15 protein-coding genes are annotated in these 15,283 nt (G+C 68.9%); 6 read left to right on the forward strand and 9 right to left on the reverse strand.

Annotated elements, in window-relative coordinates; translation table 11 throughout:
- A partial coding sequence (locus C665_RS13725) for an AAA family ATPase (RefSeq protein ID WP_004315095.1) occupies window positions 1–2,754 on the reverse strand: 2,754 nt, incomplete at its 3' end.
- 266 nt (window positions 2,755–3,020) lie between these two features.
- On the opposite strand from C665_RS13725, the gene dapC reads away from it, so the two are divergent.
- From dapC to C665_RS13755, 6 genes are all read left to right on the forward strand, one after another.
- The gene (gene dapC, locus C665_RS13730; protein ID WP_004315097.1) at window positions 3,021–4,214 is read left to right on the forward strand and encodes a succinyldiaminopimelate transaminase; all 1,194 of its coding nucleotides are present in this window, start codon (window positions 3,021–3,023) and stop codon (window positions 4,212–4,214) included.
- A gap of 14 nt (window positions 4,215–4,228) precedes the next feature.
- Entirely contained in the window at window positions 4,229–5,050 is an 822-nt protein-coding gene (gene dapD, locus C665_RS13735) for a 2,3,4,5-tetrahydropyridine-2,6-dicarboxylate N-succinyltransferase (protein ID WP_004315099.1), read from the forward strand.
- Between the two features lie 73 nt (window positions 5,051–5,123).
- Window positions 5,124–6,296 carry a PilT/PilU family type 4a pilus ATPase gene (locus tag C665_RS13740; RefSeq protein ID WP_004315100.1) on the forward strand — a complete coding sequence of 391 codons (1,173 nt, stop codon included), beginning with the start codon at window positions 5,124–5,126 and terminating at the stop codon, window positions 6,294–6,296.
- Between the two features lie 24 nt (window positions 6,297–6,320).
- On the forward strand, window positions 6,321–7,478 hold the full coding sequence (gene dapE, locus C665_RS13745) for a succinyl-diaminopimelate desuccinylase (RefSeq protein ID WP_004315102.1): 1,158 nt from the start codon (window positions 6,321–6,323) through the stop codon (window positions 7,476–7,478).
- 59 nt (window positions 7,479–7,537) lie between these two features.
- Window positions 7,538–8,491, forward strand: a complete 954-nt coding sequence (prmB, locus tag C665_RS13750; protein WP_004315104.1) for a 50S ribosomal protein L3 N(5)-glutamine methyltransferase — start codon at window positions 7,538–7,540, stop codon at window positions 8,489–8,491.
- Window positions 8,492–8,546: 55 nt separating this feature from the next.
- Window positions 8,547–9,005 carry a response regulator gene (locus C665_RS13755; RefSeq protein WP_004315106.1) on the forward strand — a complete coding sequence of 153 codons (459 nt, stop codon included), beginning with the start codon at window positions 8,547–8,549 and terminating at the stop codon, window positions 9,003–9,005.
- Window positions 9,006–9,113: 108 nt separating this feature from the next.
- Here C665_RS13755 and iscX read toward each other — a convergent pair whose 3' ends face one another.
- From iscX to C665_RS13795, 8 genes are all read right to left on the reverse strand, one after another.
- Window positions 9,114–9,308, reverse strand: a complete 195-nt coding sequence (gene iscX, locus C665_RS13760; RefSeq protein WP_004315108.1) for a Fe-S cluster assembly protein IscX — start codon at window positions 9,306–9,308, stop codon at window positions 9,114–9,116.
- 1 nt (window position 9,309) lies between these two features.
- Window positions 9,310–9,651 (reverse strand): ISC system 2Fe-2S type ferredoxin, encoded by a 342-nt coding sequence (gene fdx / locus C665_RS13765; protein WP_004315110.1) that lies wholly within the window; start codon window positions 9,649–9,651, stop codon window positions 9,310–9,312.
- A gap of 10 nt (window positions 9,652–9,661) precedes the next feature.
- Window positions 9,662–11,530 carry a Fe-S protein assembly chaperone HscA gene (hscA, locus tag C665_RS13770; protein ID WP_004315111.1) on the reverse strand — a complete coding sequence of 623 codons (1,869 nt, stop codon included), beginning with the start codon at window positions 11,528–11,530 and terminating at the stop codon, window positions 9,662–9,664.
- A gap of 27 nt (window positions 11,531–11,557) precedes the next feature.
- Window positions 11,558–12,091 (reverse strand): Fe-S protein assembly co-chaperone HscB, encoded by a 534-nt coding sequence (gene hscB, locus C665_RS13775; RefSeq protein ID WP_004315113.1) that lies wholly within the window; start codon window positions 12,089–12,091, stop codon window positions 11,558–11,560.
- Window positions 12,092–12,101: 10 nt separating this feature from the next.
- On the reverse strand, window positions 12,102–12,425 hold the full coding sequence (gene iscA / locus C665_RS13780) for an iron-sulfur cluster assembly protein IscA (protein ID WP_004315114.1): 324 nt from the start codon (window positions 12,423–12,425) through the stop codon (window positions 12,102–12,104).
- Window positions 12,426–12,451: 26 nt separating this feature from the next.
- Window positions 12,452–12,835, reverse strand: coding sequence for a Fe-S cluster assembly scaffold IscU (iscU, locus tag C665_RS13785; RefSeq protein ID WP_004315115.1), 384 nt, complete (start codon window positions 12,833–12,835; stop codon window positions 12,452–12,454).
- A 66-nt stretch (window positions 12,836–12,901) separates the two neighbouring features.
- Window positions 12,902–14,113, reverse strand: coding sequence for an IscS subfamily cysteine desulfurase (locus tag C665_RS13790; RefSeq protein ID WP_004315116.1), 1,212 nt, complete (start codon window positions 14,111–14,113; stop codon window positions 12,902–12,904).
- 57 nt (window positions 14,114–14,170) lie between these two features.
- Window positions 14,171–15,283 (reverse strand): cysteine desulfurase family protein (locus C665_RS13795; protein ID WP_004315117.1); only part of this gene is annotated, 1,113 nt, incomplete at its 5' end.

Genomic DNA, 15,283 nt, shown 5'->3' on the forward strand with positions numbered 1-15,283 from the left:
CTCGGCGAGCGCATCGCGGCGGGCGGCGAGCGCGGCCTCGCGGCGCCCCCGCAGCGCGAGCGCCTCTTGCAGTGCTTCGGCGCTGCGGTGGTCGTCGGTGGCGTCGAGCTCGGCGGCACGCGCGGCGAGCTCGGCGACGACGCGTTCGAGCTGCTCGCCGGCGAGCTGCTGGTTGCGTGCGATGTCCTCGAGCTTGCCCGCGCACTCGCGCTCGGAAAACCTCGCTTCCTGCAACTCGCGCGCGGCCGATTGTTCGAGCGCGCGGGCCTCCCGCACGGCGTGTTCGCGCTCGCGCAGCACCTCGGTGGCGGCGTCGAGGCGTTCGCGCTGCAACTCCGCGAGCTCGGCCGCGCGCGCCTGTTCGAGCTCGGCGCGGGTGAGGTGCTCGCGCTCTGCGCTCTCGAGATGGACGATATCTTCGAGGTCGCGGGCGAGCTGCTCGCGACGCTCCTGCGCGCGGGCGCGTGCCTGCGCGAGCTTGAGCACCTCGACCTGCTCGGCATGCACCTGTGCCTGGATGGTCTGCAACTCGCGGCGCAGGCCGTTGATGCGTTCCTGCAGCGCGCTCGCAGCCGACTCGGCAACGACGAGCGCGTCATGCGCGAGGTGGGCCTCGTCCTCGTGCGCCTGCAATTCGGCGGAGAGCCCCTCGATCTCGCGCTGGCGCTCGATCACGCCGTGGGTGCGTGCGTCGGGGGCGTGGTGCACCAGCGCGTCGCGGGTCAGCACCTGGCCGCGCGGGCCGACCAGGCAGGTGCTCGGCCCCAGCTGCGCGCGCAGTGGCAGCCAGTCCTCCAGCCGCTCCACCGCCCACGCCCCGGAAAGAAAGTCGTCCACCAGCGCGCGCAAGGCCGGATCCCGCACCTCCACCAGCCCCGCCAGCGCCGACACCGCAGGAGCGACATCCGTCGCGATTGCCGTCGACGATTCCGTCGCCGTCGTGGCGACGGTCACGCGGCCCTGCGGCGAACGCGGTCCTTGTGCAGAATTCGCGCGCTCGGCGGGTGCGCCGGACCTTGCCGGAAGCGCGATGGCGAGCGATTCGGGGGGCGTCTCGTCGAGCACGGTGCGTGCGGCCGCGAGCGCGAGCGCGGGATCGGGCGAGGTGAGCGCGGCGAGGCGCTCGCGCAGCACGGCCTGCACCGCCTCGTCCCAGCCCGCCGCCACCTGCAGCTGCTTCCACAGCGGCGGCAGCTGGTCGAGGCCGTGGCGCTCGAGCCAGTCGCCGAGCTTGCCCTGCGACTGCACGCGCGCCTGCAGCTGCATCAGGGCGTCGCGACGCGCGCGCAGCTCGGTGAGCCGGCGCTGCACCGCACGCTCGTGCTCCAGCGCCGCCTTCAGCGCGGCCTGCGCGTCGGGCAGGCGCGGCTGCGCCGCGGCGAGTTCCTGCTGGTGCCCCTCCAGCTCGTCCTGCAGCGCTTCGAGCCGCGCCTCGCGCTCGGCGAGCACACGCTCGTCCGGGCCGACGATCCCGCCGCGCTCGCCCTCCAGGCGGCCGCGACGCTGTTGAAGGGCTTCGAGCGCACGCAAGGCACTCGCGCGCTTGGTTTCCTCGACGCGCAATTGCTGCTCGGTCTGGGCGAGCTCGCGGCGCGCCGCCGCCATGGTCGCGTCGGCGCCCTGGCGCGAAGAGTCCAGCTCAGGCAGGCGGTCGGCGATCTCCAGGTGGCGGGCCTCGGCGTGCTCGGCGCGCAGCGCTGCGTTCTCGGCGAGTTCCTGCCAGCGCGCGCGGTCGGCGGCGAGCGTCTCGCGGCGCGAGGACCAGTGCCCGCGGTCGAGTTCGAGCTGCGCCAGGCGCGCCTCCAGCCGCCTGCGCGCCTCGCCGAGATGCTGCAGCTCGGTCTCCAGGCGTGCGACCTCGGCGCTCGCCGCGAACAGGTCGTTCTGCGCCACGTGCACCGCTTCGGAGGCCTCGAAGTGCGCGTCGCGCCGCGACTCCACGCTGGTCTCGAGCTCCTGCAGGCGGGCGCTGTCGGCCTCGATGCGGCTGCTCGCCTCGTTCAGGGAGGCCGCCACGCGCGCCTGCTCGGCGCGCGCCTCGTTGCGCTTGACCAGCCACAAGAGCTGCTGCTTCTCGACGTGCGCCGCGTCGAGCTCGCGGTAGCGCGCCGCCACCGCGGCCTGCGCCTCGAGGTGCACGATGCGCTCGCCGAGCTCCATGCGGATGTCGTCGAGGCGGGCGAGGTTGTCGCGCGCGTCGCGCAGCCGACCCTCGGTCTCCTTGCGCCGCTCGCGGTACTTGGTGACGCCCGCGGCCTCCTCCAGGAAGCCACGGATCTCTTCCGGACGCGCCTCGATGATGCGCGAGATCATGCCCTGCTCGATGATCGCGTAAGCGCGCGGACCCAGACCGGTGCCCAGGAAGAGGTCGATCACGTCCTTGCGGCGGACATGGACGTTGTTGATGTAATAGGTCGACTCGCCCGAGCGGTCGAGCACACGCTTCACCGAGATCTCGGCATAGCGCGACCACTGCCCGGCGGCCCTGCCCTCGGCGTTGTCGAAGACCAGCTCGACACTCGCGCGCGACACCGGCTTGCGCGTGGTCGAGCCGTTGAAGATCACGTCCTGCATCGACTCCCCGCGCAACGCGGACGCGCGCGTCTCGCCCAGCACCCAGCGCACGGCGTCGATGATGTTCGACTTGCCGCAGCCATTGGGCCCGACCACTCCGACGAGGTTGCCGGGGGTGAGCACCGTGGTGGGATCGACGAAGGTCTTGAAACCGGCGAGTTTGAGCTTGGAGAGACGCACAGCGGGCAGTGGGAAGACAGCGGGACGTGCAGGCCGGCGATCCACCCCGCCGCACTCCGCTTTTGCGGCCGGCATCATACCACCCTGCCGAAGTCATCCCGTGCATCAGCCTCGCATCGAAACGTTACGCAGCGGATTCAGGCATCGTCGCCGCGCAGCGCGGTCCTGCGCCCGGATTCGCGCCGTCGCCTTCCGACGGGCGCCGCCGCCATACGCAGGTATACTCGGCGCCCGCGTCCATTGCCGGCCAAGGAGCCCGCGTACCCGTGAATCCTAACCTCGCCCGCCTGCAGAGCTATCCCTTCGAAAAGCTGCGCGCCCTCTTCGCCGGTGTCGAGCCGCCTGCGCACCTCAAGCCGATCCGGCTGTCGATCGGCGAGCCGCAGCACCCCACCCCCGGTTTCATCCGCCAGACCCTGGCCGACAACCTCGGCGGCCTGTCGAGCTATCCCGCCACGCTCGGCAGCGACGCGCTGCGCGGCGCGATCGCGCACTGGCTCGAGCGCCGCTACGGGCTGCCGAAGATCGACCCGGCCAGCCAGGTGATCCCGGTCGCGGGCACGCGCGAGGCGCTCTTCGCCTTCGCGCAGTGCGTGGTCGACGGAACGAAGCCGGGCGCCAAGGTGCTGTGCCCGAACCCCTTCTACCAGATCTACGAGGGCGCGGCCCTGCTCGCCAACGCCGAGCCGATCTTCATCAACAACCTGCCCGAGAGCGACTTCGGCTCGGACTTCGGCAGCATCGACGAGGCCACCTGGCGCGACATCCAACTCGTCTACGTGTGCTCGCCTGGCAATCCCACCGGCCGGCTGTTGACGTTAGACGAGTGGAAGACGCTGTTCGAGCTCTCGGACCGCTACGGCTTCGTCATCGCCGCCGACGAGTGCTATTCGGAGATCTATTTCGACGACGCCGACAAGCCGATCGGGGGCCTGGAGGCGGCCTGGCGCCTCGGGCGCACCGACTTCCGCAACGTGGTGATGTTCTCCAGCCTGTCCAAGCGCTCGAACGTGCCCGGCATGCGCTCGGGCTTCGTCGCGGGCGACGCGAAGATCCTCGGGGATTTCCTGCTCTATCGCACCTACCACGGCTGCGCCCTCAACCCCGCGGTGCAGGCGGCCTCGGTGGTGGCCTGGAACGACGAAGAGCACGTCGAGGAAAACCGCCGCCTCTACCGCGACAAGTTCGCCCGCATCACGCCCATGCTGCAGCCCTGGCTGCCAGTGCGCCTGCCCGATGCCGGCTTCTACTACTGGGTGCGTACGCCGCTGCCCGACACCGAGTTCGCCCGCCGTCTGCAGGCTGAATATAATGTGACGGTCCTGCCGGGCAGCTACCTGGCCCGCGAATCCAATGGCGTCAACCCGGGCGCCGGCTTCGTGCGCATCGCGCTGGTGGCCGACACCCACGAATGTGTCGAGGCCGCCGGGCGCATCATCGATTTCTGCAAAACCCTCTGAGAGAGAACCCCCCAATGCACGCTCTGCAATCGATCATCGACACCGCCTTCGAGAACCGCGCCAGCCTGTCGCCCACTTCCGCCCCGGCAGAGATCCGCAACGCGGTCGAAGAGGTCATCGCCGGCCTGGATGCCGGCACGCTGCGCGTGGCCGAGAAGAAGGACGGCCAGTGGGTGGTCAACCAGTGGATCAAGAAGGCCGTGCTGATCTCCTTCCGCCTGCGCGACAACGAGCTGGTGCAGGCCGGCGGCCTCAACTTCTTCGACAAGGTGGCGACCAAGTTCGGCGACTACACTCCCGAGCAGTTCCGCGAGGGTGGCTTCCGCGTGGTGCCGCCGGCGGTCGCCCGCAAAGGCAGCTTCATCGGCCGGAACGTCGTGCTGATGCCGTCCTACGTGAACATCGGCGCCTTTGTGGACGAAGGCACGATGGTCGACACCTGGGCCACCGTCGGTTCGTGCGCGCAGATCGGCAAGAACGTGCACCTGTCGGGCGGCGTGGGCATCGGCGGCGTGCTCGAGCCGGTGCAGGCCGGACCGGTGATCATCGAGGACAACGTCTTCGTAGGCGCGCGCTCCGAGGTCGTGGAGGGCGTGATCATCGAGGAGAACGCGGTGCTGTCGATGGGCGTGTACATCGGCATGAGCACCAAGATCTACGACCGCGAGACCGGCGAGATCACCTACGGCCGCGTGCCGGCGGGCGCCGTCGTGGTGCCCGGCAGCCTGCCTTCGGCCTGCGGCAAGTACAGCCTGTACTGCGCGGTGATCGTCAAGAAGGTGGACGCGCAGACCCGCGCCAAGACCGGCATCAACGAGCTGCTGCGCGGCGCCTGAGCGGCGCACTCCGGGGACCGGCCTGCGCGCGGTTCCCGGGCAAATCCTTGGGTGACGACAGGAGTCCGAAGGCGTGATCTTCGACAATCTCTTCCAGTTGATGGCCGAAAAAAAAGCTTCGGACATCTTCATCACCGCCGGCACCCCGATCCACATCAAGATCCAGGGCCACACCATGCCGATCAACCAGCAGGTCATGGACCCGCTGATGATCCAGCGCATGCTGCATGAGGCGATCACCCCGGCCCAGCAGGCGGTGCTCGAACGCGAGCGCGAGCTCAACCTGTCCTTCGGTCGGCGCGATCTCGGCAACTTCCGCGTCAACGTGTTCTGGCAGCGCAACTCGATGGCCGTGGTGGTGCGCTACATCCAGAGCGACATTCCGAGCATCGGCGCGCTCGGCCTGCCGCCGGTGCTGGACGACATCGTGCTGGAGAAGCGCGGCCTGGTGCTCGTGGTGGGCGCGACCGGCTCGGGCAAGTCCACCACGCTCGCGGCCATGATCGACCACCGCAACCGCAACCGCAGCGGCCATATCCTCACCATCGAGGATCCGATCGAATACCTCTTCAAGCACCGCAAATCGGTGGTCAACCAGCGCGAGGTGGGCATCGACACCCTGAGCTGGGGTGAGGCGCTGCGCAACGCGATGCGCCAGGCGCCCGACTGCATCCTGATCGGCGAGATCCGCGACCGCGAGACCATGCAAGCCGCCATCTCGTACTCGCAGACCGGCCACCTGTGCCTGGCGACGTTGCATGCCAACAACGCTTATCACGCGCTCAATCGCATCGTCAACTTTTTCCCGCTGGAGAACCGCCAGCTGCTCTACCTCGACCTCGCGGTGGCGCTGCGCTGCGTGATCTCCCAGCGCCTGGTGCGCAAGCCCGACGGCAAGCGCATCCCGGCCGTCGAGATCCTCATGAACACGCGGCACATCGCCGAGCTGGTCGAGCGCGGCGAGCTCAATGCGATCAAGGAGGCCATGGAGCAGTCGCTCGCCCAGGGCTCGCAGACCTTCGAGCAGGCGCTCTACCGTCTCCACCACGACAACATCATCACCCTCGAGGAGGCGCTCGCCAACGCCGACTCGCCGAGCAACCTGCACTGGCTGATCAACAACGCGCAGATGCAGAGCGATCCGATGCTGACCGTCAACGGCAACAGTGCCATCTCCGGCTTCGAGGCGACCAACACGGAAGGTGCCTCCTTCCAGGAGTTCACCCTGGACCTCAACAACAACTAGGCGCCCGCGCGGCCGCCCTCCCCCATGCAGACCAGCCCCTCCAGCTCCTCCACCCTCGCGCTCGCCTGCGAGCTCATCGCCCGCCCCTCCGTCACGCCGGAGGACGCCGGCTGCCTCGAACTCGTCGCCTCCCGCCTTGCCCCGCTCGGCTTCCGCCTCGAACGCATCGACAGCGGCGGCGTCTGCAACCTGTGGGCGCGGCGCGGCATTGCGGCGCCCGTGCTGTGCTTCGCCGGCCACACCGACGTCGTGCCGCCCGGGCCGGACAGCGCGTGGTCCTCGCCGCCCTTCGCACCGACGATCCGCGACGGCGTGCTGTACGGTCGCGGTGCGGCCGACATGAAGTCCTCGCTTGCCGCCTTCGTCACCGCCATCGAACGCTTCATCGCCGCCCATCCCGACCACGCTGGCAGCATCGCGCTGCTGCTGACGTCGGACGAGGAAGGCATCGCCACCCATGGCACGGTCAAGGTGGTCGAGGCCTTGGCCGCGCGCGGCGAGCGCCTCGACTACTGCGTGGTGGGCGAGCCGACCTCGGTGCAGACGCTCGGCGACATGATCAAGAACGGCCGCCGCGGCTCGCTGTCGGGTACGCTGCGGGTCAAGGGCCAGCAGGGCCACGTCGCCTACCCGCAGCTCGCCCGCAACCCGATCCACCTTTTCGCGCCGGCGCTCGCCGAGCTCGCGGCGAGCGACTGGGACCAGGGCAACGAGTTCTTCCCGCCCACGACCTGGCAGGTGTCGAACATCCACGCCGGCACCGGCGCCAACAACGTGATCCCCGGTGTGTGCGAGGTGATGTTCAATTTCCGCTTCGGCTCGGTGTCGAGCGCGGACGAGCTGAAAAGCCGCACTTGCGAGGTGCTCGACCGCCACGGGCTGGACTACGAGATCGACTGGCACCTGTCCGGCAAGCCCTTCATCACCGGGCGCGGCAGGCTGGTCGGCGCGCTGTCGGCCGCGATCCGGGAGACGCTGGGAGTCGAGACAGAACTGTCGACGACCGGCGGCACCTCCGACGGCCGCTTCATCGCCGAGATCTGCGCCGAGGTAGTCGAGTTCGGCCCGGTCAATGCTTCGATCCACAAGATCGACGAGCACATCGCAGCCGATGCGATCGAACCCTTGTCCGTGGTTTATGAGCGCACCTTGACCGCCCTGCTCGTCCCCGGCCGCCTGTAGGAGCGACGCAAGTCGCGATGACGGCCCCCTCCGCCCCCAATCTACCGAACAGACTTGCCATGGCCAACCAACAACACGCCGACGACGACAACCTCGCCCTTGAACAGCACGACGACCACGAGCATGAACACGGCCCGCTCGCCGAGCTCGTGACCGTGCGCGACTGGCTACGCTACGCCGTCACCCGCTTCAATCGCGCCGGCGTCTTCTGCGGCCATGGCGTGCAGGACAGCTTCGACGAGGCGGTGTGGCTGATCCTCGGCAGCCTCGCCCTGCCGCTCGACCGCCTGGAGCCGTTCATGGACGCCTGCATCCCGTCCGAGGAGCGCATCGGCCTGCTCGAAGCCATCGAGCAGCGCGTCGACGAGCGCGTCCCCACCGCCTACATCCTCGGCGAGGCCTGGCTGGGCGACTTCCGCTTCACCGTCGATCCGCGCGTGATCGTGCCGCGCTCCTTCTTCGCCGAGTTGCTCGAGGACGGCTTCGCGCCCTGGGTGGAGGATCCGGAGGCGGTAGGCAGCGTGCTCGACATGTGCACCGGTTCGGGCTGCCTGGCGATCCTGATGGCGCACGCTTTCCCGAACGCGCACGTGAGCGCGGTCGACCTGTCGGAGGACGCGCTCGATGTGGCGCGCATCAACGTTGCCGACTACGGCCTGGAGGATCGCATCGAGCTGGTGCACGGCGATGTCTTCGAGGGGCTGGAAGGCCGCCGCTTCGACCTCATCCTGAGCAACCCGCCCTACGTGACCGCAGAGGCCATGGAAGCCCTGCCGCCGGAATATCTGCACGAGCCGCAGATGGCGCTCGCCTCGGGTGAGGACGGGCTGGACGTGGTGCGCCGCCTTCTCGCCGAGGCTGCCGAACACCTCAATCCCGAAGGCATCCTGGCGGTCGAGGTCGGGCATAATCGCGCCATCGTCGAAGCCGCCTTCCCCGACCTGCCCTTCGAGTGGCTGCCTACCCGCGGCGGCGACGACATGGTGTTCGTCCTGCGGCGCAAGGACCTGTAATCCCGCCGCCTCGGCGGCCTCGGCCGCCCCTACCCCCCTCACCTCATTCAGGAACATGGCAAGCGAAAGACCGATCCTGCTGGTCGAGGACAATCCGGACGACGAGGCGCTGACGCTCCACGCCCTGTCGCGCAACCGCATCACCAGCCCGGTGGTGGTGGCGCACGACGGCGTGGAGGCGGTGGAGTACCTGTTCTCGACCGGGAGTCGCGCGGGACAGCCGCTGCCGCCGCTGCCGGCGGTCGTGCTGCTCGACCTCAAGCTGCCGCGCATCGACGGCCTGGAGGTGCTGCGCCGCATCCGCGCCGACCAGCGCACGGCGCTGCTGCCGGTGGTGGTGCTGACCACCTCGCGGGAGCCGCTCGATCTCGCCCAGGCCTACCGCCTCGGAGCGAACAGCTACATCCGCAAGCCGGTGGATTTCGACCGCTTCGAGCGTGCGATCGGCCTGATCGGGCACTATTGGCTGGAACTCAACGAGTCCACCGAAACGGTCGCGCGCGGGGCGTATTGAGCGACGCGGGAGTCCCCCGTAGGCGCGACGCCAGTCGCGATTCCAGCCGAACCGCGTCGACGACGACGCATGCCGCGTCCGGCGCTCGCGCACCGGACGCGCGCACCTTCAGGCGACCTCGTCGATCCAGGCCTGCTGGATGCCTTCGAGGATGCGTTCGCCGCAGCGCTTGGGATCGTCGTCGAAATCGGGCAGCGCCATCGTCCAGTTCATCAGGTCGACGAAATTCACCCGGGTCGGGTCGACGTCGGGGTGGGCGTCGGCGAGCTGGATGGCGATCTCCTGAACCTCGGTCCACTTCATGTCAGTGCTTTCCTTCGCGAGCCATGTTGATGGTGTAGCGCGGAATCTCGACCACCAGCGGGGTCGCGGCGACCACCGCCTGGCAGGACAGGCGCGACTGCGGTTCCAGGCCCCAGGCCTTGTCGAGCAGGTCTTCCTCCTCGTCCTCGGCGGCGTTCAGCGAGGAGAACCCCTCACGCACGATGACGTGGCAGGTGGTGCAGGCACAGGACTTCTCGCAGGCGTGTTCGATGTCGATGCCGTGTTCGAGCAGCGCGTCGCAGAGGGTGGTGCCGGGGGCGGCCTCGAGGACGCTGCCGTCCGGGCAGAGTTCGACGTGGGGCAGGACGATGATCTGGGTCATGGGCGAAGTATCAGATGGGGAGTTCGTCGACCTTGTGGCCGGCCAGCGCGCTGCGAATGCTGTTGTCCATGCGGCGCGCGGCGAAGGTGTCGGTGGCGCGCGCGAGCGCGTCGATGCCGGCCTTGATGGCACGGTTGTCGGTGCCGGCGCGCAGCTCGCGCAGGCGCGCGATCACGCTGCGGATTTCGGCGGACTCGACGGCGGAGAGCAGGTGGCCGTCGTGGCCGAGCGCCTGCTCGGTGGCTTCGACGACACGGTCGGCCTCGACCTGCTGCTCGCGCAGCGCGCGCGCGGCCATGTCGTCGCCGGCGTGATCCACGCCCGAGCGCAACATCTCGGCGATCTCGTCGTCCGACAAGCCGTACGAGGGCTTGACCAGCACGCTGGCCTCGACGCCCGAGGACATCTCGCGCGCCGACACCGCCAGCAGGCCGTCGGCATCGACCTGGAAGGTCACGCGGATGCGCGCCGCGCCCGCCACCATGGGGGGAATGCCGCGCAGCTCGAAGCGCGCGAGCGAGCGGCAGTCGGAGACGAGCTCGCGCTCGCCCTGCACGACATGGAAGGCCATCGCGGTCTGGCCGTCCTTGAAGGTGGTGAATTCCTGCGCGCGCGCGATCGGCAGCGTGGCGTTGCGCGGCACGACCTTCTCGACCAGGCCGCCCATGGTCTCGAGGCCGAGCGAGAGCGGGATGACGTCGAGCAGCAGCCAGTCGTCCTGGTCGGCGCGGTTGCCTGCGAGCACGTTTGCCTGCATCGCCGCGCCCAGTGCGACGACCTTGTCGGGGTCGAGGTTGGTCAGGGGCTCCTGGCCGAAGTAGTTCGCGACCGCGCGCTGGACGTGGGGCATGCGGGTCGCGCCCCCCACCATCACCACACCCTTGATCTCGTCGGGCGCGAGGCCGGCGTCGCGCAAGGCCTTGCGCACCGGGGCCAGGGTCTTCTGGACCAGATGCGTGGTCATCTCGGCAAACTCCTCGCGGGTCACCACGAGGTCGACCTCTTCGCCCGAGGCCAGGCGCACATGCACCGGGGCCTCGTCACAGCTCGTCAACAGCTCCTTGGCCTCGCGCGCCTTCATCTGCAGGCGGCGCGCGTCTTCCAGCGAGGGCGGCGAGATCTTGGCGCGGTCGAGGATCCAGCAGAACAGGCGATGATCGAAGTCGTCGCCGCCGAGCGCGGCGTCGCCGTTGGTCGACAGCACCTCGAACACGCCGCGCGAGAGCTTGAGGATGGAGAGGTCGAAGGTGCCCCCGCCCAGGTCGTACACCGCGTAGACGCCCTCGGCCGCGTTGTCGAGGCCGTAGGCCACCGCGGCGGCGGTCGGTTCGTTGAGCAGGCGCAGCACGTCGAGCCCGGCCAGGCGCGCCGCGTCCTTGGTGGCCTGGCGCTGGGCGTCGTCGAAGTAGGCCGGCACGGTGATCACCGCGCCGACCAGCGCGCCGCCGAGGCTGGCCTCGGCGCGTTCGCGCAGGCGGCGCAGGATCTCGGCGGAGACCTCCACCGGGCTCTTGACGCCCTGCACCGTGCGCAGCCGCACCATCCCGGGGCTGTCCTCGAAGTCGTAGGGCATCGCCTCGATGTGGGTGACGTCCTTGAGGCCGCGGCCCATGAAGCGCTTGACCGAGACGATGGTGTTGCGCGGATCGACCGCCTGCGCCTTGAGCGCACCCAGACCGACCTCGATGCCGCCATCGGCGTGATAGCGCACGGCCGAGGGCAGCATGGTGCGGCCGGCCTCGTCGGGCAGGCAGATCGCGATGCCGTTGCGCACGGTGGCGACGAGCGAATTGGTGGTCCCGAGGTCGATGCCGACGGCGAGCCGGTGCTGGTGCGGCTCGGTGGACATGCCGGGTTCGGTGATTTGCAACAGAGCCATCGGTGCTGTTCCGTGCCTTTTCGAGTTCTAGTTTTCGAGCGCGAGCAGCGCTTCGTCGATTTCCTGCTGGAGCTTCTCGATGAACATCAGCCGACGCACGGTGTCGGCCGCGGCCTCGTAGTCCTGGTGCTCGTCGAGCTGCGCGGCGAGATGCCCGCGCACCTCGCGCGCATGCCCGAGCAGGCGCCTGTGCAGATCTTCGAGCTCGGAGACCTCGGCCGCCTCGCGCGCCTCCTCCACCGCCTCGCGCCACTCCATCTGCTCCATCAGGAACTCGGGGGACATCGCGGTGTTGGTCTCGAGCGCGGCGTCGACGCCGGCGAGCTCGAGCAGGTACTGGGCGCGCGCGAGCGGCTTGCGCAGCACGCGAAAGCCTTCATTGACCCGCGTCGCCCACTGCATCGAGCGCCGCTTCTCGAAGTCGGACAGGTGCGCGTGGCGGTCGGGATGCACGCGCCCCTGCAGCTCGTGCCAGGCGGCTTCGAGCGCGCCTTCGTCGAGGGCATAGCGGCGCGGGAGGCCGAAGAGGGCGAAGTAGTCCTGCGTCAGGTCGATGCTCATCGGGTCCGGCTCAGACGTTGAAGCTCTCGCCGCACCCGCACTGGTCCTTGACGTTCGGGTTGTTGAACTTGAAGCCCTCGTTGAGGCCCTCCTTGACGAAGTCGAGCTCGGTGCCGTCGAGATAGGCCAGGCTCTTGGGGTCGATGACGACCTTGACGCCGTGGCTCTCGAAGACCTCGTCCTCGTCTTCCGTCTGGTCGACGAACTCGAGCTTGTAGGCCATGCCCGAACAGCCCGAGGTCTTCACGCCCAGACGGATGCCGAAGCCCTTGCCGCGCTTGGCGATGAAGTTCGAGACGTGGCGCGCAGCCGATTCAGATAGCGTGACAGCCATGTTTCCTCCTCTTCGACGAAGGCCGCTCAGGCCTCATGCTTCTTTTTATAGTCCGCCACGGCGGCCTTGATCGCATCTTCGGCGAGGATCGAGCAGTGGATCTTGACCGGCGGCAGCGCAAGCTCTTCGGCGATCTGGGTGTTCTTGATGTCGAGCGCCTGGTCGAGGGTCTTGCCCTTGACCCACTCGGTGACCAGAGAGCTCGAGGCGATCGCCGAGCCGCAGCCGTAGGTCTTGAACTTCGCGTCTTCGATCACGCCGTCCTTGCCGACCTTGATCTGCAGCTTCATGACGTCGCCACAGGCGGGCGCGCCGACCATGCCGGTGGCCACGCCTTCTTCTTCCTTGCCGAAGGAGCCGACGTTGCGGGGGTTTTCGTAGTGGTCGAGGACCTTTTCGCTGTATGCCATGTTTTTTCTCCTGCTGGGGCGGTGAATCGCTTCACCTGCAATTTACATCATCTTCTGCACTAAAGTTCAGTGGGCTGCCCACTGCACCGCGTCGAGGTCGACGCCGTCCTTGTACATCTCCCACAGCGGCGAGAGCTCGCGCAGCTTGCCGATCTTGTCGTGCAGGAGCTTGATCGTGTAGTCGATCTCTTCCTCGGTGGTGAAGCGGCCGATGGTGAAGCGGATCGAGCTGTGCGCGAGCTCGTCGTTGCGGCCGAGCGCGCGCAGCACGTAGGATGGTTCCAGGCTGGCCGAGGTACAGGCCGAGCCGGAGGACACCGCAATGTCCTTGACCGCCATGATCAGCGACTCGCCTTCGACGTAGGCGAAGGAAATGTTGAGGTTGTGCGGCACGCGCTGCGCGAGATCGCCGTTCACGAAGGTGGCCTCGAGGTCGGTGAGGCCGGCGAGCAGGCGGTCGCGCAGCTTGCCGACGCGGGCGTTCTCCTCGGCCATCTCCTCGCGCGCGATGCGGAAGGACTCGCCCATGCCGACGATCTGGTGGGTGGCGAGCGTGCCCGAGCGCAGGCCGCGCTCGTGGCCGCCGCCGTGCATCTGCGCTTCCAGGCGGACGCGCGGCTTGCGGCGCACGTACAGTGCGCCGATGCCCTTCGGGCCGTAGGTCTTGTGCGCACAGAAGCTCATCAGGTCGACCTTGAGCCTGTCGAGGTCGATATCGACCTTGCCGGTGGCCTGCGCCGCATCTACGTGGAACACGATGCCCTTCTCACGGCAGATCTCGCCGATTTCGGCGATCGGCTGCACCACGCCGACTTCGTTGTTCACGAACATCACCGAGACCACGATGGTGTCGGGACGGATCGCCGCCTTCAACACCTCGAGGTCGATCAGCCCGTTCTCCTGCACGTCGAGATAGGTGGCCTCGAAACCCTCGCGCTCGAGCTCGCGCACGGTGTCGAGCACCGCCTTGTGCTCGGTCTTCACGGTGATCAGGTGCTTGCCCTTGCCCTGGTAGAAGTGCGCCGCCCCCTTGATGGCGAGGTTGTTCGATTCGGTCGCGCCCGAGGTCCAGATGATCTCCTTGGCGTCGGCATTGACCAGTGCGGCGACCTGTTCGCGCGCATCCTCGACCGCCTTCTCGGCCTCCCAGCCGTAGGCGTGCGAGCGGCTCGCCGGGTTGCCGAAATGCTCGGTCAGCCAGGGGATCATCTTTGCCGCCACGCGCGGATCGACCGGAGTCGTCGCCGAGTAGTCGAGGTAGATGGGGAACTTCAGCATTGTGTCTCTCCGCACTTTCTTCGTTAGCGAGTTCGGTGAATGGCCAGCGTGGCCGGTTCAGGCCCCGATCGAGGCCAGGTTCTTGAGTTCGTCCGTCACCCGGACGAAGGTTTCGATGAAGCTGCGCACGTCGTCCGCGCGCGTGTCGCGACCGAGGCTCACACGCACCGCGGCGCGCGCCAGCCCGCGCTCCACGCCCATCGCCAGCAGGGTGCGGGACGGTTCGGGGTTCGCGCTCGAGCACGCCGAGCCGCTCGCGCACGCGAAGCCTGCACGGTCGAGGCGGCCGACCAGGGTCTCGCCGTCGATGTCCTCGACCGCGAAGAATACGGTATTCGGCAGGCGCGGGGCAGCCGCCGAGAAGATCCGCGCGCCGCGCCCGGCGAGCGCGGCACAGAGTTCGTCGCGCAGGGCGGCCAGGCGCACGCCCTCGCCTTCGCGCCGCGCGACCGCGCGCTCGCAAGCCACGCCGAAGCCGACGATCGCGGCCACGTTCTCGGTCCCCGAGCGCAACCCGCGCTCCTGGCCGCCGCCGGCGATCAGCGGCGCGAGCTCGACGCGCTTGTCCAGCACCAGCGCACCCGCGCCGAGCGGACCGCCGATCTTGTGCGCGGACAGCGTCATCGCATGCACGCCGAGCGCGCGGAAATCCACCGCCACCTTGCCCAGCGCCTGCACCGCGTCGGTGTGGAACCAGGCGCCGGCGGCGCGCGCCGCGCGCGCCAGTGCGGCGACGTCCTGCAGCACGCCGGTCTCGTTGTTGGCCAGCATCACCGACACCAGGCCCGGGCGGGCTTCCAGCACCGCGCTCCAGTCGGCGGGGTCGATCACGCCCTGCGCATCGACCGCGATCTCGCGCAGCGTCCAGCCCGCGCGCCGCAGCTGGCGGGCCGGCTCGCGCACGCAGGGGTGCTCGATCGCACTCACCGCCACCACGCCCGGCTCGCGGTTGGGCGCGGCGCCCTTGAGGAAGAGATTGTTGGCTTCCGAGCCGCCGCTGGTGAAGATCACCTCGGTCGCGTGCGCGCCGACCGCCGCGGCCACCCGCGCGCGCGCCTCGTCCACCGCGGCACGCGCCTGGCGGCCGTATTCGTGGCGGCTGGAGGCGTTGCCGAAGCGCGCCGGCTCGGCGGCGCCGAGCCAGGGCAGCATGGCCTCGCGCACCGCCGG

The sequence above is a fragment of the Thauera aminoaromatica S2 genome (assembly GCF_000310185.1).
In the GTDB taxonomy this organism is placed as follows: Bacteria; Pseudomonadota; Gammaproteobacteria; order Burkholderiales; family Rhodocyclaceae; genus Thauera; species Thauera aminoaromatica.